The sequence below is a fragment of the Neptuniibacter marinus genome (assembly GCF_001597725.1).
GTDB classification, from domain to species: domain Bacteria; phylum Pseudomonadota; class Gammaproteobacteria; order Pseudomonadales; family Balneatricaceae; genus Neptuniibacter; species Neptuniibacter marinus.
Genome location: NZ_LUTR01000024.1, coordinates 1 through 22,777, shown reverse-complemented (window position 1 = coordinate 22,777; position 22,777 = coordinate 1). Strand labels below are relative to the sequence as shown.

Genomic DNA, 22,777 nt, shown 5'->3' with positions numbered 1-22,777 from the left:
AATATGATGCTTGTTGAGCGGTATCGTTTTAGCCGAGCGTTACGGCCATTCTCATTTAGCGTGGCGTTTATCGTCTGTTTGACCGGTATTGTTGCTGCTTATCGAGAGGGTTTTTCTGACCCTCTTAATGCTTTCCTTATTCTTTTGGCGGGGTTGTTATTGCAAGCGGGTGTGAACCTTATAAATGACTTTTCAGATTTAACGTTTCTTAGCGGACCGCAATATCAGACAGTCCATCGTCAGATAAAGATAAATTTTCGAATCGGTTTGTGTTGCTTCCTTATCGCCAGTTGCATAGGTGTGTATTTTATCTACCTGTCTGGACCTTTTTTACTGGTGCTTAGCGTTGTTGGATTGTTTGGGGCCTTGGGATACACCTTAGAGCCCATTAACTATAAACATCGAGGTTTAGCTGTTTTCTTTGTGTTTTGGTTAATGGGCGTCATGATGGTGTTGGGTGCTTATTTTATTCAAACGAAAGTGGTGAAAGTAGATGTTTTCTTTCTCTCGATTCCGGTTAGCTTGTTTACTTCATTGCTGCTATTAAGTAATGAAATAAGGGATTATGAAGATGATCGGGATAAAGGTATTCGAACTTTATCGGTGAGAGTTGGTTACGATAATGCGATCTTAATTTATAAGATGATGATTGCTGCGATCTATCTCGTCACCATTCTGCTGGGCCTAGCGGATATATTGCCGTGGAGCTATTGGTTATTGCTGACCTTGCCTATTGTTATCTTACCTTGTCGCTTTTTACATAGAGAAAGGGACGCTCGCCGTCAGTTAACACCTGAGACGGGGCGAGGTTATTTTGTTTTTGGGCTTTTTTACTGTTGTTTGTTAGCTCTCTAACTTTATTACTTACTCTTTTAATTGAGCTTTTTGTTTGATTATCGTCATAGATTATTACTTTTTTACCGCCTATATCTAAGCTCGTTAGATAACAATTGAAGATATGCTAAATGGTTAACTAATACCAATGCCCGACACCGTTTATTGGTACTTTTGGTGTATACTCTGCAGCAGTTCAAGCTTTCCCGAGAGAGAGCACTAATGGGTGATGATGTTAGATGGAGTAGTTAAGTGAAGATAGCCACTCAAACTCGTTTTAGTCTAATATTTTCAAAACTCATCCCTTATGACAATAAAGCCATATATGGAGCCCCCGCATGAGCGTAATCCGTCAAGACGATTTCATTAGCAGTATTGCTGATGCTTTGCAGTTCATCTCTTATTACCACCCGCTTGATTTCATCAAGGGTGTACATGAAGCTTATCTAAAAGAAGAAAACCCAGCGGCGAAGGATGCGATGGCGCAGATCCTTATTAACTCTCGCATGTGTGCTGAAGGTAAGCGTCCAATCTGTCAGGATACCGGTATTGTGACCGTGTTCTTGAAAGTGGGTATGAATGTTCAGTGGGATGCTGACATGAATGTAACGGATATGGTTAATGAAGGTGTACGTCGCGCTTACCTTAACCCTGATAACGTGCTACGTGCTTCAATTCTGGCAGACCCTGCGGGTAAGCGCCAAAACACAAAAGATAATACGCCTGCTGTTATTCATTATGAGATTGTGGATGGCGATAAGGTTGATGTTCAGGTTGCAGCTAAAGGCGGCGGTTCTGAAAATAAATCTAAAATGGTTATGTTGAATCCATCCGATAGCATTGTCGACTGGATTGTTAAAACCGTCCCTACTATGGGGGCAGGTTGGTGCCCACCGGGTATGCTAGGTATAGGTATTGGTGGTACGGCAGAAAAAGCGGCGGTTATGGCTAAAGAATCCTTGATGGGATCTATAGATATTCACGAACTGCGTGAACGTGGGCCTCAAAATCGAGTTGAAGAACTGCGCCTAGAAATTATGGATGCGGTTAATAATTTAGGTATAGGGGCTCAAGGCTTAGGCGGTTTAACAACCATTATGGATGTCAAAATTATGGACTATCCAACCCATGCTGCTTCGTTACCTGTTTGCATGATCCCTAATTGTGCGGCAACACGTCATACACACTTTACCTTAGATGGAACAGGCCCTGCTGTTCTGACACCACCAAATCTTGATGATTGGCCAGAAGTGACATTCGAAGTGGGAGCAACAACTCGTCGCGTTAATTTAGATGAGATCACACCTGAAGATGTTAAAGAGTGGAAGGTTGGTGAGACTGTATTACTTAATGGCAAGATGTTAACTGGACGTGATGCAGCCCACAAGCGGATGGTGGAGATGCTTAATAATGGTGAAGAGCTACCTGTCGATCTGAAAGGGCGCTTTATCTATTATGTAGGTCCTGTTGATCCTGTAGGTGATGAAGTTGTTGGCCCTGCGGGCCCGACAACGTCGACACGTATGGATAAATTTACGCGTCAGATTTTAGAAAGTACTGGATTATTAGGTATGATCGGTAAGTCGGAACGTGGTCCTGTTGCGATTGAGGCGATTAAAGATAACGAAGCGGTTTATCTAATGGCTGTTGGTGGTGCTGCTTATTTAGTATCTAAAGCGATTACTTCATCTAAAGTGCTAGCCTTCCCTGAGATGGGAATGGAAGCTATTTATGAGTTTGAAGTTAAAGATATGCCGGTTACTGTTGCTGTTGATACGTCAGGTGAGTCTGTTCATACAACAGGTCCTGCTAAGTGGAAAGATGTTATCGCTAAGCAAGTTTAACGTTTCGTAAGTTATTCTTTCAAAAACGCAGTGTGTAGAGGAGATACTCTACTGCTGCGTTTTTTTATGTCTGGTACCCGTAGAGTGATTTAACCCTTATTTTTTATTAGATGGTCATTTCATGTTTGAGATCAACTGTTGTGTAGAGAATAGAGCATATACTTACGCTTAATTGTTTTATTCATTTTGAGGGGAATGAAAATGAAAATTAAAGTAGCTCTAATGGGACTTGTTGCGTCACTATCCTTGTCTTCAGTTGCTGTGGCAGCAGATACTGAAGCAATGATGCAAGCTGCAGGTAAAGATATCTTCACTAAGTGTTCAGCTTGTCACTCTTTAGATGCAAGTAAAAATGCTTTCGGTCCAAGTTTGATTGGTGTAGTTGGTCGTGAAGCCGCTTCATTACCACGTTTTGCTTATTCTGATGCACTACGTAATTCAGGAATTACTTGGACAGAAGATAATTTACGTAAGTGGATTGCCGGTAACGACCAGTTTGTACCAGGCACACGTATGCGTCACGTAGAAATTACAGATAAAGCAGAGCAGGACTACCTGATTGCTTACTTGAAAACCCTGTAATCTATCCCTGCATATAAACCTATCAAGCTACCCGTGAAAGCTGGTGGCTTTTTTATGCCGTTATTTAGAGTTTATCTATTATCGTTGCATGAGTAATTTAACTTACATCCAACAACTTTTTTTGCTCAGCAAGGTAGCGAGGCATAGGCCCTTTATCCTCGTAGATCTCTTCACCATCTTCAATTCTTATTACTTTGTTACCCGGAACATAGGGCATTTTAGCTTCTAATTCATTGAGGGCTTCGTGAAGGAGTGCCGCAACAATATCTGCTTTTGGTAGGTTGTACATAGTGGCTAACGCTTTTAGTTTTACTGAATCAGATTGGTATATAGATAGTGTTTCCTCTTGGCGGCCGTTGATTTTTCGAGCTCTATTTTCCCACTCGTGTAGAAGCGCAGATAAGCTTTCTTTGCCCATTGTTTTATTCCCCTTCATGAACATGTCATTCCTTATTAGTGTAGATGTAAGGCTGAGTATTTCCAGAAAAAAAAGTAAACAAATGTTTGAAAGTAGAGGGAAAGGTGGTTTTGGTGAGGACTAAGAAGGAAAGTCATCAGCATGCTTATCATTGATAAAGCTGCTTCAAGGTTTTACCATTTATTGAATGGGAAAATAACAAGTATAAAATTGGTGCTAGAGTAGTTAGCTATTTAGAGAGACTAGCCGCTTATTTTTACGGAGTAAGGTGCTAAATTCCTCCTGATTAATCGGTTTGCTGAATAAGTAGCCTTGTAGTTGGTCGCAGCCTTCTAATTCTAGAAAAGCCCGTTGTTCAGGTGTTTCTACACCCTCTGCGCAGACTGTAAGGTCGAGTGTGTGCCCAAGTAAAATAACAGCTTTGGCAATTGCCTCGTCATTCGCATCTTCAGGTATATCTCTGACAAGAGATTGATCGATTTTAACTTTATTGATTGGTAATTGTTTTAAATAGCTAAGTGATGAGTAGCCTGTTCCAAAGTCATCAAGTGCTAAGTGTATGTCTAGTGCCCTAAGCTGATGAAAGGTTTCAGTCGATGCGGTTTTATGTTCGAGTAGAAAGGTTTCTAGGATTTCTAACTCGATCATCTCTGCTGGTATTTTGTATTCCTGTAATAAATCGCTGACTTTATCAGGTAGGCTTTGTTTGGTTATTTGATCGCTTGCTAAATTGATTGCAAGTCTGAAATTTCTCAGGCCTGCCTGTCTCCAGAGAGCAAGTTGCTTAAAGGCTTCCTCTAATACCCAGTTACCAATGTTTTTCATCAGCCCCATCTCTTCCGCAATATTCAGAAACTGAATCGGTGGGATAAGGCCCATTTCAGGATGTTGCCAGCGTATGAGTGCTTCTGCACCAACAATGTTATTTCCTCTGCGGTCCATTTGCGGTTGATAAAAAAGCCTAAACTGATTTTCTTTTATCGCTTTGCGCAGTTGGGGTTCCAGCTTGATCCATTCTTCCGCGCTTTCGGATAATTCTGGCTGGAAGAAAGCATAGTTATTACGGCCTAAATCTTTTGCCTGATTGAGAGCGATATCGGCGTTTTTAGTGAACACATCAATATCTTCACCGTGATCTGGCGAGAGAGCAATACCTATGCTTGCTGTAGTGAAGTAATCATTACCATTCAATACAAATGGCTGCTCCATCGCGGTAACAATTTTGTCTGCGACGGCTGAGGCATCGATTGTATCTTCAAGTTCTTCAACAAGAATAGCGAACTCATCTCCGCCAACTCGAGCTACAATATCGGCTGGATTTAATGTATTAGTTAGACGCTCGCTTACTTGTATTAGAAGCTGATCCCCATAAGTGTGACCTAAGGAATCGTTGATGTGTTTGAAGCGGTCTAAATCTAGGTGCAACATTACTACTTTCTCATTCTTCTTTCGGTGCGTAATGGCGTGATCTAGTCGTGCGCTAAAGAGTAAACGATTAGGTAGATTGGTCAGAGTATCATGATGGGCTAAATGGGATAGTTTAGCTTCAGATGCCTTTATGCTGCTAATATCGGATAGTACACTGACATAGTGGGTTAGTTCATCGCTGATAGGATCTAAAACAGCATTTATATTGACTAAATGAGGAACAACTTTACCATCTTTACGTTTGTTCCAAATCTCGCCTTGCCAATGTTTATCTTTGTCTAAGGACTCCCAGATAGATTGGTAAAATATTGAGCTGTGTTTGTCTGATTTTAGAAGGGTCGGGCTTTGACCAATAAGTTCTTCGCGGCTATAGCCAGAGATAATGGCGTAAGCTCTATTTATATCGACAATTTTATTGTTCTTGTCAGCTATCATGATGCCATCGGTAGTACTAGAGAAGGCGATTCCTGCCAATCTTAGCTGTTCAATCGATGACTTTTCAGGTGTGATATCTAACAGCACACCGTTCCAAATTTGATCCTGATCTGATATCTGTTGACCCGGAAGGGATGAGCCGCGAAGCCACTTTAGTTCTCCCCCCTGCTTATGAAAAAGTCTAAATTCATGGGACCAAGGTTTTGAGTGTGTGCTTGCATCGATGATGCTTGTCCACAGTTGAGCTTGGTCTTCAGGGTGAACTTGGTTCCAAACAAGGTCGAAGTTTTCATAAGCCTCTTCCAGTGTGATACCTGTGATTTTTTCTATACTTGGACTGAGATAGGTGAAATTTTGCTTTTTATCAGTGGTTAAGTGGTATTGATAAAGCACACCAGGCATTGCTTGTGTAATATTTTGTAGGAGACTAGAGGTATGAGTTAGGGCTTTATGTGAGGCTACCCGCTTGAGCACAATGCCAATGATGTTAGCTGCTGCTTTCAGAAGCTGTATGTGGAAGGAGTTAGGCTTTCGCGACTCAAAAGACGATATAGCGATAGTACCGTGTACTTTGTTTGTATCTAATAGGATGGGGTAAGACCAGCACGCGCTTATGCCAAATTTTTTGGCTATGTGGCGCACGTTATTCCATCGTGAATCATTTTCAATATTTATACTAAGTACGGGTGTACCTAAAAAAGCGGATGACCCACAAGAGCCTTCGCCAAGGTTTGCTTTTAGGCCGTTAAATGCGTCAATAGCTTCGCGAGTAAAGCTGGGGGCGCAGGCTACATTTAAAGACTCATATGTTGCATCAAAAAGCATAATGGATGCGACACAATCAGGCACAGATTGTTCTATAAATTGACAAATAGCATCGAAGATTCGTTCAGGAGGAGCGTCCTGTACAACGTATTCTAATACCTGGCTTTGGAGCTTTAAAATAGTATTAAGCTCTTGGGCATTAGGGTTACCAGTAATTTCTGGGTTTTGAGTGATGGAGCAGCTATTCATTGGCCAATCTTAATTATTATGAATCTGTACATAATACCAAGCGGTTGCACTTTACTATAGCGTAATAGCCTTATTTATTAGTCATAGGTCTATTTATGTTTTTGATTGAATCTGCCTGAACGTTAAACTTATCCGCGGATTTTTGCAGCTAAGCCTTTTCGGGAGGGCGTGTTGGCATTGTTGCTGGAGTTGTGGACCCATCCATAATAGAGAACCGTTTTTGAGTGTCAGTTGTTGTTTTGTGCTCTTGTTGTTTATATCTCTAAGTGTAAATGTTCGCGATGCACCCAGGGATACGCAGGCAATAGTCGGATTTTTACCTAATTCAGGTTCATTATCTCGATGCCAACCCATACTGTCGTTTCCATCACGATAGTAGTTAAGTAGTACTGAATTAAAAGAGTGGCCTGTTAGTGTCTCAATACGTTCCTTAATTTCAGCGACTACAGGATGCCATTCTTCGGTTTTAAGGCTGAGGTTTGAGTAGGTGTAGTTGATACCTTGATCACCCATAAAGGTTTGTAGTCTAGGGATGCTGACAGTCTTTCCAAACATGCGAATTTTATCTTGTCGCCAAGCAATTTGTTCAATTAGGAGCGATAAGAAGGCGCTAGATTCTTGTTCAGAGATAAAATTATTTTTTAGCCAATAGTCAGGTTGAAATATCATACTTTTTAGTGGGTAATCCTTGGGAATAGCTTTATTCGTTTCATCATTACTGATTCATAGATGCTCAGATATAGCATGTGAGAGTGCGTCACTGATATCTATTTGATTGCTTAGATGAGGGATAGAGTTACAAGTGATGACCTTAGCTTTTGCCGTAAGTTCTTCGTATGCGTTATTAGAGAATAAGCCGTGCACACCAATGCAGATAGGTGTTGATAGACCTGCTGAATGTAAATGCTGAACGGTTTGCAGCATTGTTTTTCCACTGGAGATTATATCGTCGACCAGAATAGGGGTATGTTGTTGCCATTGTTCCACATCGGGGAGTGAGACCTCCACTTGATAGTCACCTTTACGCACTTTTGACAGTACTTGGAAGGGCGCATTAGCCAGTTGAGCAACATCAGACACCCACTGTTCACTTTCACTATCGGGGCCGATCAAAAGAGGTTGCTGGATATTATTTTTGATCCAGTTGGCAATCATTGGCGCTGCGTGAACTACATGGCCCTCTAAACTGTAGATCTCATCCAGTGAGTGATAGCGATGGAGGTGAGGGTCTAGGGTGACGAGCCAATCAAAATGAGTAGATAGCAGTTGAGCAAAGGGGCGAGACGTAACACATTCACCGGGCTTAAAGCGTTTATCTTGCCTCATATAGGGCAGGTAGGGTGTCACTAAGCCTATATGCTTAGCGCCAAGTTCCTTGAGAGTGTTGGCTAAGAAGATAAGGTCTAGTGTTTTATTATTAGGTTGATATAAATTGCAGAATACAATGATCGAGCGATCTTTACAGTCACTTAAAACGCGCAAATAACTTTCCCCATCCGGGAAGAGTCTGGTATCTAGCTCACCCAAATCAGCTTTCAATCTATCTGCGACCTTGTTGGCCAATGGCGTATCGGAGTTCAGATTAAATAATAGTGGTTTCATGGGTTAGCCTTTTGGTTTTTCTATCAGTTCAATAACATCTAAGTGGTCTTCTAAATATTCTACGGCGTAGCTTAATTCACCTGAACTTTCGGCATGAATGGTTAAAAGAGGTTGATTGTGGATAACAGGGTCACCAATTTTGCAGTGTAAATCTACACCAGCGGCTAAGTCCGCTGGTGCTCCGGCAAGTTTGGCGACTTTGGCGAGTTTTCTATTGTTAATGCATTTTACCGTCCCGTGGGTATGGGCGATGAGTTCATACCGGTACGGAGCAATAGGAGGTGACTTTAAGGCGCCTTGGGCTAAACAGATCGCTTGAAACTTCTCCCAAGCAGCACCTGAATCCAAAATACTTAAAGCTTCTTTTATGCCTTCACCGGGGGGAAGGTCTTTCGCCATTTCCAGCATAGCCCCAGCCACTTCCACTGAACGTTGTCGGAGATCTTGTGGCATTGAGGGGGTGTTTTGTAATACATCGAGGATGTCTCTTGCTTCAAGCGATGGGCCTATACCGCGTCCAACCGGTTGCGAACCATCGGTAAAGAGTACCCTGATTGTTAAGCCTAAGGTGGTTGCTACCGCTTTAAAATTATTGGATAAAATTTCTGCCGCTTCACGACTTCTTACTTTTGCGGTAGGGCCGACAGGTATATCAATGACTACATGGGTCGCTCCAGCAGCAATCTTTTTCGACAGTACTGATGCGATCAGCTGGCCCTCACTATCAATATCTAGTGCGCGCTCAACTTGAATCAAAAGGTCATCGGAGGGCGATAGCTTAACTGAGCCACCCCAGGCAAGACAGGCACCTTCTTTTTCGACCACAGCACGCATAGATTCTAAGCTAAGATCAACATTTGTTAATGTTTCCATCGTATCCGCAGTGCCCGCAGGGGAGGTGATCGCCCGGGATGATGTTTTAGGCATTATGAGCCCAGCGGCAGCTAAAATAGATACTAGAATCGGGGTGGTGCGGTTTCCCGGAAGTCCGCCTACACAATGTTTATCAACAACTAAAGGTAGGCCCCACTCTATTTTACTGCCGGAATTTACCATGGCTTTAGTGAGGTCAGTGATCTCGCGGATATTTAAATTATCACCACCACATGCAGTGATAAAAGCGGCTAAATGTACATCCGCATAGCGTCCGGCGACAATATCATCAATGATCTCTTTTAGCTGTTCTCCGGACAGTTCCTTACCATATACCTTAGCTCTGATATATGAGAGTGATTGCACGGGCTTCGGATGGGATAGCCATACAGATACGTTTTCTTCGAGTTCCATCCGTTTCCAAGCGGATTCTGAAAAGCCAATCTCTCCGGGGCTCAAAAGATCGCCTGTCACCATATGTAGCGTAGCGATTAAATGTTTATGGTCTGTATGAACAAGTACGCGAGAGAGCGCAGAAAAACCTTCTGAACGGCATACAGGGCTATCTTGTCGTAAATAAATGGTGAGCTCTTGATGGGTGTCTAAGCCCAAGCGACAGGCTTTTAAAGGATTCATTCTTTCTGGTGTGTAATTCATCTAATCGGTCTCCCTACTTCTTTCAGTATATGAGGGAACGCTTGAATGGAAAAGTATTGTTAAAAAATCAAAATAGTTATTATTTTTTGGTGTTTATAATAATTACAATGCACTGATAACTGCTGCTAGAATGTCCACTCGATTTTTTGCTGTGGAGTTAGGGATTAATGGAACGTAAATTCAGGTTGGTGTTATCGTGCCCAGATAGGGTAGGGATTGTCGCGATGGTTAGTAATTTTATCTCCAGCCATGGTGGTTCCATTTCTGATGCTAATCAACATTCTGATAGTAGCTCCGGCTATTTTTTTATGCGTGTAGAGGTCTGTGCTACGACGCTGCCATATTCCCTAGAAGAGTTTAAAGAGGCTTTTGCTCCTATAGCTCAGTCGTTCAATATGAATTGGGAAGTAACCGATTCGGCCCAGCCAAAGAAAGTTATTCTTATGGCCAGTAAAGAGTCTCACTGCTTAGCTGATCTGCTCTATCGTTATCATGAAGGGGAATTAGATTGTGAGATCGTATGTGTTATCTCCAATCATGATGACTTAAGAAGTATGGTGGAGTGGCATAAAATTCCTTACCATCATGTGCCTGTCGATAAAGAGAACAAACAACCGCATTTTGACAAAGTCAGTCATCTTATTCGAGAACATGATGCTGATGTCGTCGTGCTAGCTCGTTATATGCAGATACTACCTACGGATATTTGTGCGGCTTATACACATCGAATTATCAATATTCATCATAGCTTCCTGCCTTCGTTTGCTGGGGCTAAGCCTTATCATCAAGCCCATGAGCGTGGTGTTAAACTAATTGGTGCAACCTGCCATTTTGTGACAGAGGAATTGGATGCAGGGCCTATAATTGACCAAGATGTGATTCGAATTACTCATCGTGATGAGCCTGAGGATATGGTGCGTTTAGGTCGTGATGTGGAAAAAACTGTACTGTCGCGAGGTTTGCGTTGGCACTTAGAAGACAAAGTGCTTGTACATGGTAATAAGACGGTTGTATTCAATTAAGCTGATCTTGATCAGTTCTATTTTGTTGCGGCTTAGGCGCTTAGGTGTAAATATAAAGACAGTGTCGGGCATGTTTCGCCATAAGGGCGATAGGTTTCCCGGTTTTATGATATTCGGTAATTGATGTCTATTGCCTTGGAGGAATGCTAATGTTGAGATCCGTAAAAGCTCAGGATTATATGTGTACTGATTTAATCACTTTTACGCCTGAGACTGATCTTTTTGAAGCGATCAACTTACTACTTGAGCATCATATTACCGGGGCACCGGTTTTGGATACCAAAGGTAATTTGGTTGGTTTGATGTCGGAAGTTGATTGTTTAAAAGCCATTCTCACGCTAACGTATCATGAAGAAGAGATGGGCGGCACTGTGGGCAAGTATATGTCTGAAGAGGTTTACACCATAAACCATGATGCGGATATTATTAAAGTGGCAGAAGAGTTTATTAATAATAAACGTCGCCGTTTACCTGTGGTAAAAGATGGTAAACTGATCGGCCAGATTAGTCGTCGTGATGTTTTACGTGCAGTAGAGAACTTCGCTCAAAACGGTTGATCATTTAATGTTATGTCTAAAGCCGTGGCTTAGACTGCGGCTTTTTTATTTGTAAGGTCAGTTCTATTTAATGAATTACTCTTTTCCTGAAACACCTATTGTGCTTTATCCCTCTCTTATTCATAAAGTAGGTGTTGAAGCTGCTGTATTGCTAACGATTTATCAACAGCGTTTACAGCTTGAAAATCTGAATAATGCTACTTCCGAATTTATTCTTTCTCGTCAGCAGTGGTTATTGTTAGCACCCTATTGGGATGAGGAACGATTGGCTCAATTAACCAGTTTGTTAGTCGCGGAAGAGTATGTTGATGTCGCTTTTTCTCAGGATGGCCGTGTACGTGTAACGTTCCTTCCTGTAAAGGAGGATGGGGCCGATAGCACATCAGATGTTGAGATGGTGAGTCGGCTCCCTGTTGTTGAAGAGCGTGCAATTGCGCCACCTCAAAAATTTACAAATGAAGACCATTATGTGGAGAGTCAGTCGATAGAATCACAGCAGGATACGCCTTACTACCCTGATGCTGCGGTTAGTACTTATCAAACAACGTCGACGCCTAATGCCGGTCCCGCTCCTACCTTTGGTGGTAGTATTGGGTGGGCTAAAAAAGTACGTCAGGGCGATGAACTGCAAGCGTTATTCCAGCAACATGAACAGCGTAATAAGCAGCTACATGGTATGGAGTTAGGCTGGCAGCCATCGGAAAATTTGTATGCGCTTTTACCAAGGCACAATATTTCACAGCAGTTTGCCTTAAGCTGTTTGGATGAGTTCGTTCTCTATTGGTTAGATAAAGATCGTAAAGAGACAAACTGGGATCAGAAATTTTTAGGTTGGGTGAAACGTGAGTGGGTTAAGAAACAAACCCAAGAGGGTCGCCAACAACGTATCAATAATGAACAAAAAGCAGGTTTAAGTCATGAAGACCCCCGCCGAGATACTCGAGAGAAGCGAAAACGGGTTACCGCAGCAGTCATGGACATCAAAGACACAGACTGGTGATGATCAAACACAGCAGGAAAATCGCGAACTGAGTGTTGAAGTTAAAACTTTTGTAAATATGATCTTTGCCCGATTCATGGCGATCTATGGGCATAAGTTTAAAAGCTGTTTTGAAACTCAAGATGAGATCCGTATAGCAAAACGAGAGTGGGCACTTAGCTTAGATGGTTATACTGAAAATGAGCTGGTGGCTGCGATTGATTACTGTAAAGAAAATAGTGCATGGATGCCGACTATTTCTGAATTCATTAAAGTTTTAAGAAGCTTGACGGGAGACTATGGCCTTCCCATGGCTAAACATGCTTATGAAGAAGCGTGTAATTTTTCTGACAGCGCTTCCCATCATCAGTGGACTCACCCTGCCATTTACCATGCGGGCAAAGCGACGGGATGGTTCCGTCTACGTACAGAAGATGCAGCGGATGTATATCCTGATTTTCGATATAACTACGAGGTTCTTTGTCGTCGGGTAAGAGCAGGGGAGCAGTTGGATAACCCCGTTCCTGTCGCATTGCCTGATAAAAGCGATGACTCACTCTTTACGTTTATCCAATCTTGGGGAGAGGAGCATCAGCTAAAACCTGAAATTGCGAGTAAATGGCTATTTTATCTGACTAAACCTAAAGGTTCTAAAGTACGAGAGCGTTTTAAGGCGCTTGCACAAGAGGATGCAAATACCATGGGTATTAAACTACCGGATGATTATCAGTAATCGCGTTGGATTAATGTAATGGATTACTCCGCATTTTTGTAATCAGCAGCTTCCAGTGCATGTTTTTTCAGTAATTTGTAAAAATCGGTTCGGTTGCGTCCGGCGATTTTCGCAGCTTGGGTAACATTACCTTCAGTTATCTGCAGTACTTTGCAGAGATATCTCTTTTCAAACTCAGCCCTAGCATCATTAAAGTTAGCAATGACCTGTTCTTGATTAGCTAATGCTCGGTGGATAGCTGTATCAGAAATGATTGGGGTTGTGCTTAATGCCGTGACTTTCTCAATAATATTTTCGAGCTGGCGAACATTACCGGGCCATGAGGATTGAGCAAGTACTTGTAGGGCTGCACTTGAGATGTTTTTGACTTTTGGGTTGTGCCTTAGAGCTGCTTGTTCAACAAAATAGCGCGCGAGAGGAAGAATATCTTCAGGTCGGTCCTTTAAGGGAGGCAAGTGCAGATTGATTACGTTTAGGCGGTAGAAAAGATCTTCCCTAAAACTATTATCTTGCATCGCTTGCTCAAGATCTCGATGCGTCGCTGAAATAACACGGACATCCACGGCAATGGTTTCGGTGCTCCCAACGGGACGGATTTGACGTTCCTGCAACACCCTTAATAGTTTTACCTGAAGTGGCGTTGGCATATCACCGATTTCATCTAAGAATAAGGTGCCTCCATTTGCAGCTTGAAATAGCCCTTCGTGTTTATTAACTGCGCCAGTGAAGGCTCCTTTGCTGTGCCCAAAGAGTTCTGATTCCAGTAGTTGCTCTGGTAGTGCGCCACAGTTAATGGCAATAAAGGGTTTTTTACTACGTGGACTCGCTTTATGAATGGCATTGGCCAATAGCTCTTTACCGCTACCGCTCGCTCCTGTTATCAGTACACTGACATCGGAAGCGGCTATCTGCTCTGCTTCTTGGAGTAGTTGCTCCATAGTATGGCTACGGCTGATAATATTATTACGCCATTCCCCTTCGCTTCGACTGATGCTTGCTAAGGCGGCTTCAATATTTTGCATCAGTTGGTCACGATCAATCGGTTTAGTTAAAAAACCAAATACGCCTTGTTGGGTAGCGGTGACGGCCTCAGGAATAGATCCATGGGCAGTGATAATAACAACAGGGAGCTGTGGATAAAGGCGCTGCACTTGTTTAAACAGTGCCATACCATCCATACCTTCCATTCGTAGATCGGTAACCAGAAGATCAATCTTATCGTCTAACACCTCTAGGGCCGCTTCTGCACTTTCGGCACAACTAATCTGGTAACCACTGGCCTCTAAACGCATTGATAGAAGCTTTAGCAAAGAGGCGTCATCATCGACTAAAAGGATATGAGGTTTCATTCCTGAATCTCTTTGTCTTTACTTAAATCAGTTTCTATCTGAGTTAAGGCATCTATTTTAATCTGCAATGTTTTGTTTTCTTGTAATAGATTGTCTTGCTCAGCTCTCATCCACAGTAGGGCAGAGGTTAATTGATCTCTTAAGTCGAAATATCGATCGCCAGGGCAGGCTTTATCTGGATAAAGTACAAATTTGGCGTAATAGCGTTTTGCTTGTTGGAGCTGTTCTTTAGAGGATAGCGGTGTTGAGAGCAGCAAAGCAAGAAGCGTCTGGTCTTTATCTCGGATAGCATTTTGCATTATTCGGCTACGTCGTTCAGGGTTTTCTAAAAAGAGCTTTTCTATTTTTTGTAAACGGTCGAGATTAGCAGGCTCTATTCGGCAGCTTTTTTGTTCTGAAATGGTTTCTACTTCAATACTCGGTTTTGTTTCGTTCAATTCGCAGCCTTGTAAGATGAATAGGCATAAAGTGAGAGGAATGTATCTAATCATTAATAGGGTGCTCCGAAATGGGAAGGCAAACGCTAAAACCAACGCGGTGATTTTCATTCTTTGCTAATTTAACCGTTGCGCCTAAGGACTCGGCTGCGTCATGGACAATACTTAGACCTATACCTGAGCCTTTTACTGGTCCTTGTCGCCTATTTTGGCCTTGATAAAACGGTTCAAATAGCAGAGGAACATCTTTAAGAGGGATAGTGGGGCCATCATTTTCTACGTTAATAAGACAGTGTTCATTTGTTTGGCTAATACTCAGCGTGAGATCACCTTCATTACTCCCATATAGCGCAGCATTAGAGACTAAGTTGCTTATAATTCTTACCAACATAGCACGGTCGGTGACCCATTCATGATCTTCCTTAGGAAGGCTAAGGTGTATCTTTTTTTGCTCAAGTAATAATTTATAAGGCTCGATCGCTTCAGTTAAGACTGGAAGTAGTTTGACGCGATGAAAATTAACAGATTCGTTTTGATGTAAACGGCTGTAGTCTAACAGCTGTTCTATTAATGATTGTAGCTGCCTTGAGTTACTTTGTAGTAATTGAGTGACTTCCATTTGGCTTGTATTTAGTGGCCCAGTGATCTGATCTGCCAATAGGTCGGAGCCTTCTCGTAAAGTGGTTAAGGGCGTTTTTAATTCATGGGACATATGGCGTAAAAAGCGCTGTTTCTCATTTTCTACTTCGGCTAAGCGATCGGTGAGCCAATCAAGCTGTTGCTCTAATTCGACCAGCTCGTCAGGGCCTCCTACCATTGCTCCAGTATATTCCTCACCTGTACCTAGTGCTTGTATTCTATCTGCAATGCGGCGAACCGGGCGAATAATGCTAAAACTAAAAAATAGGATCAGCAGCATCTCTATAACCAATAAAATGATCGCAAGTGTACTTAGCTGGGTTTGTGTATGTTGAGCGGTTGAGTTGAGCGCTTGTAATCGCTGGTCAAGAATCAGGTCAACCTGCTGATTTATCTCGCGTGTTAATCCGAGTAGGTTATTAGCGTCTTCTGACTGATATTGTTCAATATTATCTAAGAGTGTACTGATTTGGTTAAGCTGCTCAACTTGGGTCAGTATGAAGCTGTGGATCGAGAGTTGTTCTCGGTAATCAAGCAGGTTTTGAGTTAAGCGTTGTTTTATTTCTGGCTTGGCGAGAATCTGGTATTGACGGGCAGAGCGAGTAATGTCTTCGGCTAGGCCTTCTAAGCGTTGCCCACGGCGAGTGACTTCTAGTGCTTGTTTAGCAAGTACGCGCCCCTCTGCTGATTGTTCAACAAGGGCATCTGTTGCATAGTAGATCAAGATACCAAAAGGTGTGACCACTACTAAGAAGGAAAGTAACACTAACTGCTTTAGTGAACTTAAGCGCCAACCGCGCCGGTTATGATTTGGCATTTAATAGAGTATTTTATTTAACAAGTGTATGTCTATTATCCATGAATAGAGCTTTAATTGGATAGTATTTCCATCTGTTTTTACTAATTGAGGTGGTTTGAAAAAATTAGGGGGGCTAGGAACCCCGTGGAGGATTCCTAGCCTGTTAAGTAGAGCTGGCGGCTATGTTTGTGGACATGGATGCTCTACTCAACCGTTACCAGAAGGAGGAGAGATAACTAACTGAGGCTGTCTCGGAATCAGTTTAAGCTACCCCTCCACACACTAGTGAACCCGTTTACAACGTTTGTAGAGAAGCCATTACTATGAAAGTAGGGGCTGGCGTTGCATTAACCTGAAGTTGGGAAAACTCGTCAGGGCTTAGGAAGCCATCTTTATTGGTATCGATTTTATCGAAACCTTTTACAAGAGCGGGGGATACTTGCGCTTCTTGTGGGCTTACTTTGCCATCTTTGTTTCCATCTAGCTTTTCAAAAATACTAGGCGCTTTAGGTTGTTCATTAGTCATCACATCGGGCTGCGCATCATCCGATTGGATTTTTGCAGCAATTACTGTGTCAGCGATGCTTGCTGATGATGAAATAACTAGTAGAGACGCAAGTGCCCATGTTGTTACTTTCATAATGATTCTCCCAGAAAACTTATGATTGTCCGATTATGATTTTTTGTGTGGACGAGTGAATTCTTCAGGGCTTAAAAAACCATCGCTATCGGCATCGATTTTATCGAAACCTTCAACCAGTTTAGGGTAATTTTTTGCTTCTTCTTGGCTGATTTTTCCATCTTGGTCTGCATCAAGTTTGTTAAAAACTTTTTTCTCTGCAGGCTGTTCACTTGTAGTAACTTCAGTTTGAGTTTCTACCGCAGTTGTTGGTGCTTCTTCTGCTAGTGCAACAGTTGAAGAAGTAGCGATTAGTGAAGCAAATACCCAATTAATTGTTTTCATGATTTATCTCCTAGATAAAATATGGCAGTTCGAAAGTTTAAAATCGAACTAGATATATCAATACTTGTGCCATATTTTTAAAAGCATTTAAAAACAATTAGTTATATTGTGTTTTTGGCTTTTTTGGAAAGGCCTGCTTAAACTTAGTATGTTTATCTCTTCAATACTGTCTCCATTTGCAGACAGTAATTGAGTGGTTAATATACTTATTTATATAAAACAATAAGTTAGAAGGTTTCCAAATGGAGACACCTATAAATAGTGGCTGTGATAAAGTGTTGTTTAGATGCTTTAATAGAGCGGAGTAGTGGGCTCTGCAATGATGTTATTTGATAAACGTCCAATATGTTCAATTTCGACAGTGACAGTATCGCCTGGCTTTAAGTAGCCTCGTGGTTTCATTGATACTCCTACACCAGAGCATGTGCCCGTCGCGATAACATCACCAGGCATTAAAGTGCAGACTGTCGAGAGTGTTTCAACTAGGGCATAGCAATCAAAGATGAGGTTTTTTGTATTGGAGTGTTGCCGTAACTCTCCATTAACCCATGTTTTAAGTTCTAATGCGTGAGGGTCTATATTATCGGTTGTTATCCAAGGCCCCATAGGACCATGGGTATCAAAGGATTTTCCTAAAGTCCATGTTGGGGATTTAATTTGCCAGTCACGTACTGAGATATCATTAACAATGGTATAGCCCGCAATAACATGTTGAGCTTGTTCGTAAGGAACATGCCGACATCGTTTCCCAATGACGAAAGCTAGCTCGCCTTCGTAATCAAGCTTATTTGAGACTGAGGGGCGGTGGATAGCCGCGCTGTCACCAATAATACAACTGGCCTGTTTGTTAAAAATAGTGGGGAATTCAGGCGTTTTTAAGCCTGTTTCTGCAATGTGGTCAGCATAATTAAGCCCAACACCAAGAAACTTTTGGGGATTAAGAACGGGTGCAAGTAGTTCTGCCTCTTCTTGGGGGATATCGGCTTTACCTGCGTACGAGAGTAGGTTTTCTTGTAGGGATTTCCCACCGGATAGGAAATGACACATATCTTGAGGCATTAATGGGTTTGACCATGCAGGAATGATCTTTCCTTGATAGAGAATCCCTACAGAAACACGGTTATCGTGCTTAAAAGTGACTAGTTTCATAGGATGAGCCCCAAGAGAACAGTTATTCAGTTGTAGGGTTTATTATATGGGTATCAGAGCAATTTAGTTATCTAACAGAAGGTAGGTAACTAAAAAATATTCTTCAGTGATGGGGTATCTGGGTTTTCTGAGTGGATATAGGGGTAATAAAAGCTGGATGGGTGGGGCATTGGAAAAGGTCGTGTAGTCTGATCAATTATTCAATCAAACTACATAAGTTCTGAGGTTGTCCTTAATCAATGATGTGAATAGGTAAGGGTTAAAAGAATATTACTAATGACCGCTTTATATTTTTTATGATTAGGGCGCTTGCTGCTTAATACTCGCAACCCCCAAATATTGGTCATTAGATAGGTCGCTAGATCTGCGGCACTTTTGTGTGGATCAATCTCACCTAGTTGTTGCGCTTTACTAACCGTGTTGCAGAAGCTCTGCTCGACTTGATCTAAATAGATGCTCACACGTTCTCTAATCTCATCATCTTCGGTAGCCAGTTCTAGCATTGTATTAATCATGAAGCAGCCTTTGCCTATCTGATCTTTTTCTAGCTCCTCACAGAATATAATAAAGAATGATTCTATATTTTGTAGAGGGGATTCAGATTTGCTAAGCACTGCAGTGATACGCTCAACACTACGTTTACTATAAGTGTCGATTGCTTCCAAAAACAATCCGCGTTTACTTTGAAATGCACCATAAAGTGAACCGGGTTTTAGTTGCGTTGCTTTGACTAGATCTGTAATTGAAGAAGCGTTGTAGCCGGTTCTCCAGAACACGTCCATCGCTTTTTCTAATACATCCGTGCGGTCGAACTCTGCTGGCCTTGCCATTTTTTGCCCTCCATGAACTATTGGCTTATTATCGGCATTCATTCTATCTCAAGCAATACCCATATGATTTTCTTTAAAAATATAACGTTGAAGCATCAATTTATCATTGTTATCGCTTGTCTGATTGTATCGGGCTGTAAAACGACACCGTCGGATTTAACGGACGAAGATCGTCCTTTGTTTCGTCGAGGTATAGTGTCTTTGCAGAATGGCGAATTAAAATTTCAAGCCTGTTATGTTAACAAAGAAGAGTCAATTCAGGATCATACCAACAAGCTAAAGAAACGTTTTAATCAAACGGGGTCTCCGGTTTTTTATGCCGAGTTAACTGGAGACCATGTTGTGCCTGGTGAGCCTTGGGAGGTCTATCAAGTGCATTTAATGGGCGGGAACCAATCCACATGTAGCTATGAGCTGTCAGGCAATGAATACCGAGCCGCAGGGGATCGCCCTTTATGGATTGCTGACATTAGAGGTGATGGCCTCTATGTACAGGATTATGGAAGATTATCTCAGTTGATATTTCCTAAAGAGTCACCGATTAATTTAGGGAATGGTTTTGAGTGGAGTAGCCATTTGGAAGGAGCTGAAGCTTTTACGGTAAGCCTAACATTGGAAAAACGCTGGTGTCGGGATCAGTATGATATTGAATATGAATACACTAGCCGAATGGTATTGAACGGCAAGGTGTTTACAGGTTGTGCTCGGCAAGGAGACTTAGAGGTCAGAACGTTACCTGGGTTATATACTTCATTATTAACAGGTGCTAATGGGTTAGATCGATTTTTATCCCTTGATTTATCATCTGATCAAACCGTTTTGTTGACTCAGGATTATCGAAATAGCCAGCCCTTGATTGTACAGAAAGGAACATGGAGGCACCTTAGTGCAGGGAAAATTGTAGTTCATCTGACAGAAATTGATGGCCGCGAAGGTAACGAATTGATTATATTTCGGCGTGATAAGCGAGGAGGCTTAGTCGTTAAAGGGTATAGTTCTACTTATGGCGCAGATGGTCTTAGGCTTGAGCGAGTTGGACCTGAGCGAGTACATCGTCGATTTAACCGTTAAGTAGCGTGTCTTTCGCTTGATTTATTTTGGCCGCTAAATAATCACTGCCTCCTCGATCTGGATGGTTTTTTTGCATTAGACGGCGATGGGCCGCAATGATCTCATCCTTAGAGCAACCCGGCTTTAAGCCTAAAATTTCATAAGCCTCACGTACCTTTTGACTATTGCCGGATGGGCCTTGGTTGGCTGAGCTTCGATTATTATTGTGTTGACGCTTTTCTTTTCGATGTTTATTCCAGATATTCAGAAAAGGAAGCACTTTTAATAGGGTCGGAACTAAGTGGCGAGCAAAAGGTAGTAGAGCTGTAAAGGCAACAGCGACCCAGCTTAAGCGTCCAGTGATAGCCATCAGTAGAACAAAAAGTGCAATGAGTGTCAGAATAATCATGATGACCGCAGGCAGCTTTTTCTTCTTAGGTAGTGAGCGTACCCATAAAATCACTAAAAGTGCGATGCTAATTAATAAGACCAAACTGACTGGATTCACAAATTCCCCTTATCGGATGATAGTCATTTTATAACTCAGTGTTTTAATAACCTGACTTTAGGTTCATTACCTGCATGATAAACGGCCCTGAATAGGGGGGCAAACTTTAGATTGAGTGTATATTGCTGTGTTAGGTTATAGACCTGAGTCACTATGTATATATTTTTATACCGAATAGCCTCGATTTTTCTAGGCTAAATCGGGACAGTTTTAAAATGATCAGTTAAGATTCTTACAAACATTAAAATGGAGCTTTAAACGGTGCGTAAAATTATTATTGCCGGCGCAGTCATTGCCGCTGGTGCAGTTGGTTATATGGTCAATCAGCAAGGCGAGTCAGGTTCTTCAGAATACTCTCCTTTAGCATACGTGCCTGCGGATAGTGTGATCTTTTCAGGTCAACTTGAGTCATTTCCCCTTAAGGATTACCTGAATTCTACAATGTTTCCCCAAGCAAAAATTCCGGATGATTTGCTTGAAGAACTGGATGATGGAACAGATCCTAAGGAGCGCTTTTTTGCGAGTTTAGTTAAGTCTTATTTTGAAGCTGCGCATTCAGTAGAAAGTTTTCAGAAAACGTTCGGGCTTCCTGATCAGATAAAAACGTTTGTTTATGCTGTCGGTTTTATGCCAGTTGTGCGTTATCAAGTGACCGATGAACAGGGCTTGTGGGCAGTTTTAGATAAGGCTGAACAGGAGAGTGGTTTTAAGCATGAGGCGCGTACATTAAATAAGTTGGTATATAGAGCGTATAGCTTTGAAAGTAACGCTAAGGGTGAAAAGTTTGAAGTGCTTGTTGCTTATGAAAATGGCTGGGCGACTTGGACGATTAATACGCATGTGAATACTGAGTCGGACGTTGAATTGGCTTTAGCGCAAACCAAACCAGCAGCTTCGTTGCAGGACGCTGGTATTTTGGAAGATATTCAAACGAAACATGGCTTTATTAATGCAACCCTTTCTTATCTTGATCATAAAGGGCTAGTCACTGCATTTACTACGGCGGATGGCAATAGATTGGCATCTATGTTGACTAAAGCGATGGAGATGGAAGGAAAGGGGACGGATCTAGATAGGGTTCGCACCGCTGAATGTCAGGCTGAGATGGGAGCGATGGCAGCTAACTGGCCGCGCACAGTAGCAGGTATACGTAGTCACGATGATTTGAAAATCACCTCTGAACGGAGCTATATGAAGGCTGCGTTAGTGGTGGAAAGTAATAATAAAGTTGTGCTTGATGCGCTTACTTCTATGCAGGGTTTTATTCCTTCTTATCTTAGTGAAGCGCAAGTGTTTGGTATGGGCTTAGGGCTTGATGCGAATAAGTTAGGTCCCGCATTATCATCAATCTGGAGCAACATGCTTGAGCCAAGCTATAAGTGTGAACCTTTATTGGAGATGCAGGCGGATATTCAGCAAGCTAACCCTGCTGCTTTAGGTATGTTTACCGGTATGGCGCAAGGGGTTAAAGGTGTAGCGGTTGGGGTTCAAGATTTCTCTATTTCTATGGACTCTTCAGCGCCTAAGTTAAACTCTTTAGATGGTATCGTCTCTTTGAGTGCAGAGGATCCAGCTGTTCTGTTTAATATGGCTAAAGCTTTTGTTCCACAATTGGCGCAACTGCAATTACCTACAGATGGAAGCCCTGTTGATCTATCGACAATTATGCCTCTTCCAACCGAGGTTGATATTAAACCTATGTTGGCTTTAAAAGGTAAGCATTTGGTTGTTTATAATGGAGAGAAAGGGAAGGCGATTGCTGATCAGTTAGCAGGTGAAACTGTCGAAAGTAATGGCCTATTGAGCTTCTCTGTTGATTATAAAAAAATGTTTGAGCCGATACTGCCTATTCTAGAGATGGCAGGTGATCCAGAAGTCACTGAGCAGCTAGACGTATTGAAAAATATGGATATGCGAGTGAAGATGGATATTAATCTGAATGAGCAGGGCATTTTAATTGAGAGTGAAGCGGATATTAAAGCACCTTAGCGCTAAGGTGAATTAGCTCAGACTAGATCTGACACATCATCTTGAAAAAGAGAGAGTTACCCGTTTTGATAAAGGTGTCGAATCT

General features: G+C 42.1%; 22 protein-coding genes. 9 read left to right on the top strand and 13 right to left on the bottom strand.

Features of this window, described 5'->3' with window-relative positions; genetic code table 11:
• The first annotated feature begins 3 nt into the window (after positions 1-3).
• The 3 genes from A3774_RS13675 (at position 4) to A3774_RS13665 (ending at position 3,260) form a co-directional block, all read left to right on the top strand.
• Positions 4-855 (top strand): prenyltransferase, encoded by an 852-nt coding sequence (locus A3774_RS13675; RefSeq protein ID WP_067868670.1) that lies wholly within the window; start codon positions 4-6, stop codon positions 853-855.
• A 317-nt stretch (positions 856-1,172) separates the two neighbouring features.
• Positions 1,173-2,678, top strand: coding sequence for a fumarate hydratase (locus tag A3774_RS13670; RefSeq protein ID WP_067868669.1), 1,506 nt, complete (start codon positions 1,173-1,175; stop codon positions 2,676-2,678).
• Between the two features lie 201 nt (positions 2,679-2,879).
• Positions 2,880-3,260: a c-type cytochrome gene (locus tag A3774_RS13665; protein ID WP_067868667.1), complete on the top strand. Its 381-nt coding sequence runs from the start codon at positions 2,880-2,882 to the stop codon at positions 3,258-3,260.
• 97 nt (positions 3,261-3,357) lie between these two features.
• On the opposite strand, the gene A3774_RS13660 is transcribed toward A3774_RS13665, so the two are convergent.
• The 5 genes from A3774_RS13660 to A3774_RS13640 all read right to left on the bottom strand — a co-directional run bounded on the left by A3774_RS13660 (position 3,358) and on the right by A3774_RS13640 (position 9,687).
• Positions 3,358-3,696 carry a hypothetical protein gene (locus tag A3774_RS13660; protein ID WP_067868665.1) on the bottom strand — a complete coding sequence of 113 codons (339 nt, stop codon included), beginning with the start codon at positions 3,694-3,696 and terminating at the stop codon, positions 3,358-3,360.
• A gap of 207 nt (positions 3,697-3,903) precedes the next feature.
• A complete protein-coding gene (locus A3774_RS13655; RefSeq protein WP_067868663.1) occupies positions 3,904-6,555 on the bottom strand; it encodes a bifunctional diguanylate cyclase/phosphodiesterase in 2,652 nt (883 codons plus the stop codon).
• A 93-nt stretch (positions 6,556-6,648) separates the two neighbouring features.
• The gene (locus tag A3774_RS13650; protein ID WP_067868661.1) at positions 6,649-7,224 is read right to left on the bottom strand and encodes an alpha-ketoglutarate-dependent dioxygenase AlkB family protein; all 576 of its coding nucleotides are present in this window, start codon (positions 7,222-7,224) and stop codon (positions 6,649-6,651) included.
• Positions 7,225-7,278: 54 nt separating this feature from the next.
• A complete protein-coding gene (locus A3774_RS13645; protein WP_067868658.1) occupies positions 7,279-8,157 on the bottom strand; it encodes a ribose-phosphate pyrophosphokinase in 879 nt (292 codons plus the stop codon).
• A 3-nt stretch (positions 8,158-8,160) separates the two neighbouring features.
• A complete protein-coding gene (locus A3774_RS13640; protein WP_067868652.1) occupies positions 8,161-9,687 on the bottom strand; it encodes a thymidine phosphorylase family protein in 1,527 nt (508 codons plus the stop codon).
• A gap of 167 nt (positions 9,688-9,854) precedes the next feature.
• On the opposite strand from A3774_RS13640, the gene purU reads away from it, so the two are divergent.
• The 4 genes from purU to A3774_RS13620 all read left to right on the top strand — a co-directional run bounded on the left by purU (position 9,855) and on the right by A3774_RS13620 (position 12,978).
• The gene (purU, locus tag A3774_RS13635; RefSeq protein WP_067868650.1) at positions 9,855-10,709 is read left to right on the top strand and encodes a formyltetrahydrofolate deformylase; all 855 of its coding nucleotides are present in this window, start codon (positions 9,855-9,857) and stop codon (positions 10,707-10,709) included.
• Between the two features lie 149 nt (positions 10,710-10,858).
• Entirely contained in the window at positions 10,859-11,266 is a 408-nt protein-coding gene (locus A3774_RS13630) for a CBS domain-containing protein (protein WP_067868648.1), read from the top strand.
• A 70-nt stretch (positions 11,267-11,336) separates the two neighbouring features.
• The gene (locus A3774_RS13625; protein WP_067868646.1) at positions 11,337-12,266 is read left to right on the top strand and encodes a DnaT-like ssDNA-binding domain-containing protein; all 930 of its coding nucleotides are present in this window, start codon (positions 11,337-11,339) and stop codon (positions 12,264-12,266) included.
• Positions 12,184-12,978 (top strand): replication protein P, encoded by a 795-nt coding sequence (locus A3774_RS13620; protein ID WP_082792447.1) that lies wholly within the window; start codon positions 12,184-12,186, stop codon positions 12,976-12,978. Before A3774_RS13625 ends, A3774_RS13620 begins: the two co-directional genes overlap by 83 nt.
• Positions 12,979-13,001: 23 nt before the next feature.
• On the opposite strand, the gene A3774_RS13615 is transcribed toward A3774_RS13620, so the two are convergent.
• The 7 genes from A3774_RS13615 to A3774_RS13585 all read right to left on the bottom strand — a co-directional run bounded on the left by A3774_RS13615 (position 13,002) and on the right by A3774_RS13585 (position 19,145).
• Positions 13,002-14,327: a sigma 54-interacting transcriptional regulator gene (locus tag A3774_RS13615; protein WP_067868640.1), complete on the bottom strand. Its 1,326-nt coding sequence runs from the start codon at positions 14,325-14,327 to the stop codon at positions 13,002-13,004.
• On the bottom strand, positions 14,324-14,818 hold the full coding sequence (locus A3774_RS13610) for a hypothetical protein (protein WP_067868637.1): 495 nt from the start codon (positions 14,816-14,818) through the stop codon (positions 14,324-14,326). The genes A3774_RS13615 and A3774_RS13610 overlap by 4 nt, the downstream gene beginning before the upstream one ends.
• Complete coding sequence (locus A3774_RS13605) at positions 14,811-16,220, bottom strand: HAMP domain-containing sensor histidine kinase (protein ID WP_067868634.1); 1,410 nt, start codon at positions 16,218-16,220, stop codon at positions 14,811-14,813. The genes A3774_RS13610 and A3774_RS13605 overlap by 8 nt, the downstream gene beginning before the upstream one ends.
• Positions 16,221-16,497: 277 nt before the next feature.
• Complete coding sequence (locus A3774_RS13600) at positions 16,498-16,842, bottom strand: EF-hand domain-containing protein (RefSeq protein WP_067868631.1); 345 nt, start codon at positions 16,840-16,842, stop codon at positions 16,498-16,500.
• A 33-nt stretch (positions 16,843-16,875) separates the two neighbouring features.
• Positions 16,876-17,166: an EF-hand domain-containing protein gene (locus A3774_RS13595; protein ID WP_067868628.1), complete on the bottom strand. Its 291-nt coding sequence runs from the start codon at positions 17,164-17,166 to the stop codon at positions 16,876-16,878.
• 291 nt (positions 17,167-17,457) lie between these two features.
• A complete protein-coding gene (locus tag A3774_RS13590; RefSeq protein ID WP_067868622.1) occupies positions 17,458-18,315 on the bottom strand; it encodes a fumarylacetoacetate hydrolase family protein in 858 nt (285 codons plus the stop codon).
• Between the two features lie 236 nt (positions 18,316-18,551).
• Positions 18,552-19,145: a TetR/AcrR family transcriptional regulator gene (locus tag A3774_RS13585; RefSeq protein ID WP_197468069.1), complete on the bottom strand. Its 594-nt coding sequence runs from the start codon at positions 19,143-19,145 to the stop codon at positions 18,552-18,554.
• Positions 19,146-19,208: 63 nt separating this feature from the next.
• On the opposite strand from A3774_RS13585, the gene A3774_RS13580 reads away from it, so the two are divergent.
• A complete protein-coding gene (locus A3774_RS13580; protein WP_067868616.1) occupies positions 19,209-20,216 on the top strand; it encodes a hypothetical protein in 1,008 nt (335 codons plus the stop codon).
• On the opposite strand, the gene A3774_RS17205 is transcribed toward A3774_RS13580, so the two are convergent.
• The gene (locus tag A3774_RS17205) at positions 20,206-20,703 is read right to left on the bottom strand and encodes a DnaJ domain-containing protein (protein WP_067868614.1); all 498 of its coding nucleotides are present in this window, start codon (positions 20,701-20,703) and stop codon (positions 20,206-20,208) included. The two genes, A3774_RS13580 and A3774_RS17205, sit on opposite strands and share 11 nt — an antisense overlap.
• A gap of 261 nt (positions 20,704-20,964) precedes the next feature.
• Here A3774_RS17205 and A3774_RS13570 point away from each other — a divergent pair, with 261 nt between their 5' ends.
• Positions 20,965-22,692: a hypothetical protein gene (locus A3774_RS13570; RefSeq protein WP_067868612.1), complete on the top strand. Its 1,728-nt coding sequence runs from the start codon at positions 20,965-20,967 to the stop codon at positions 22,690-22,692.
• Positions 22,693-22,777: the final 85 nt, after the last annotated feature.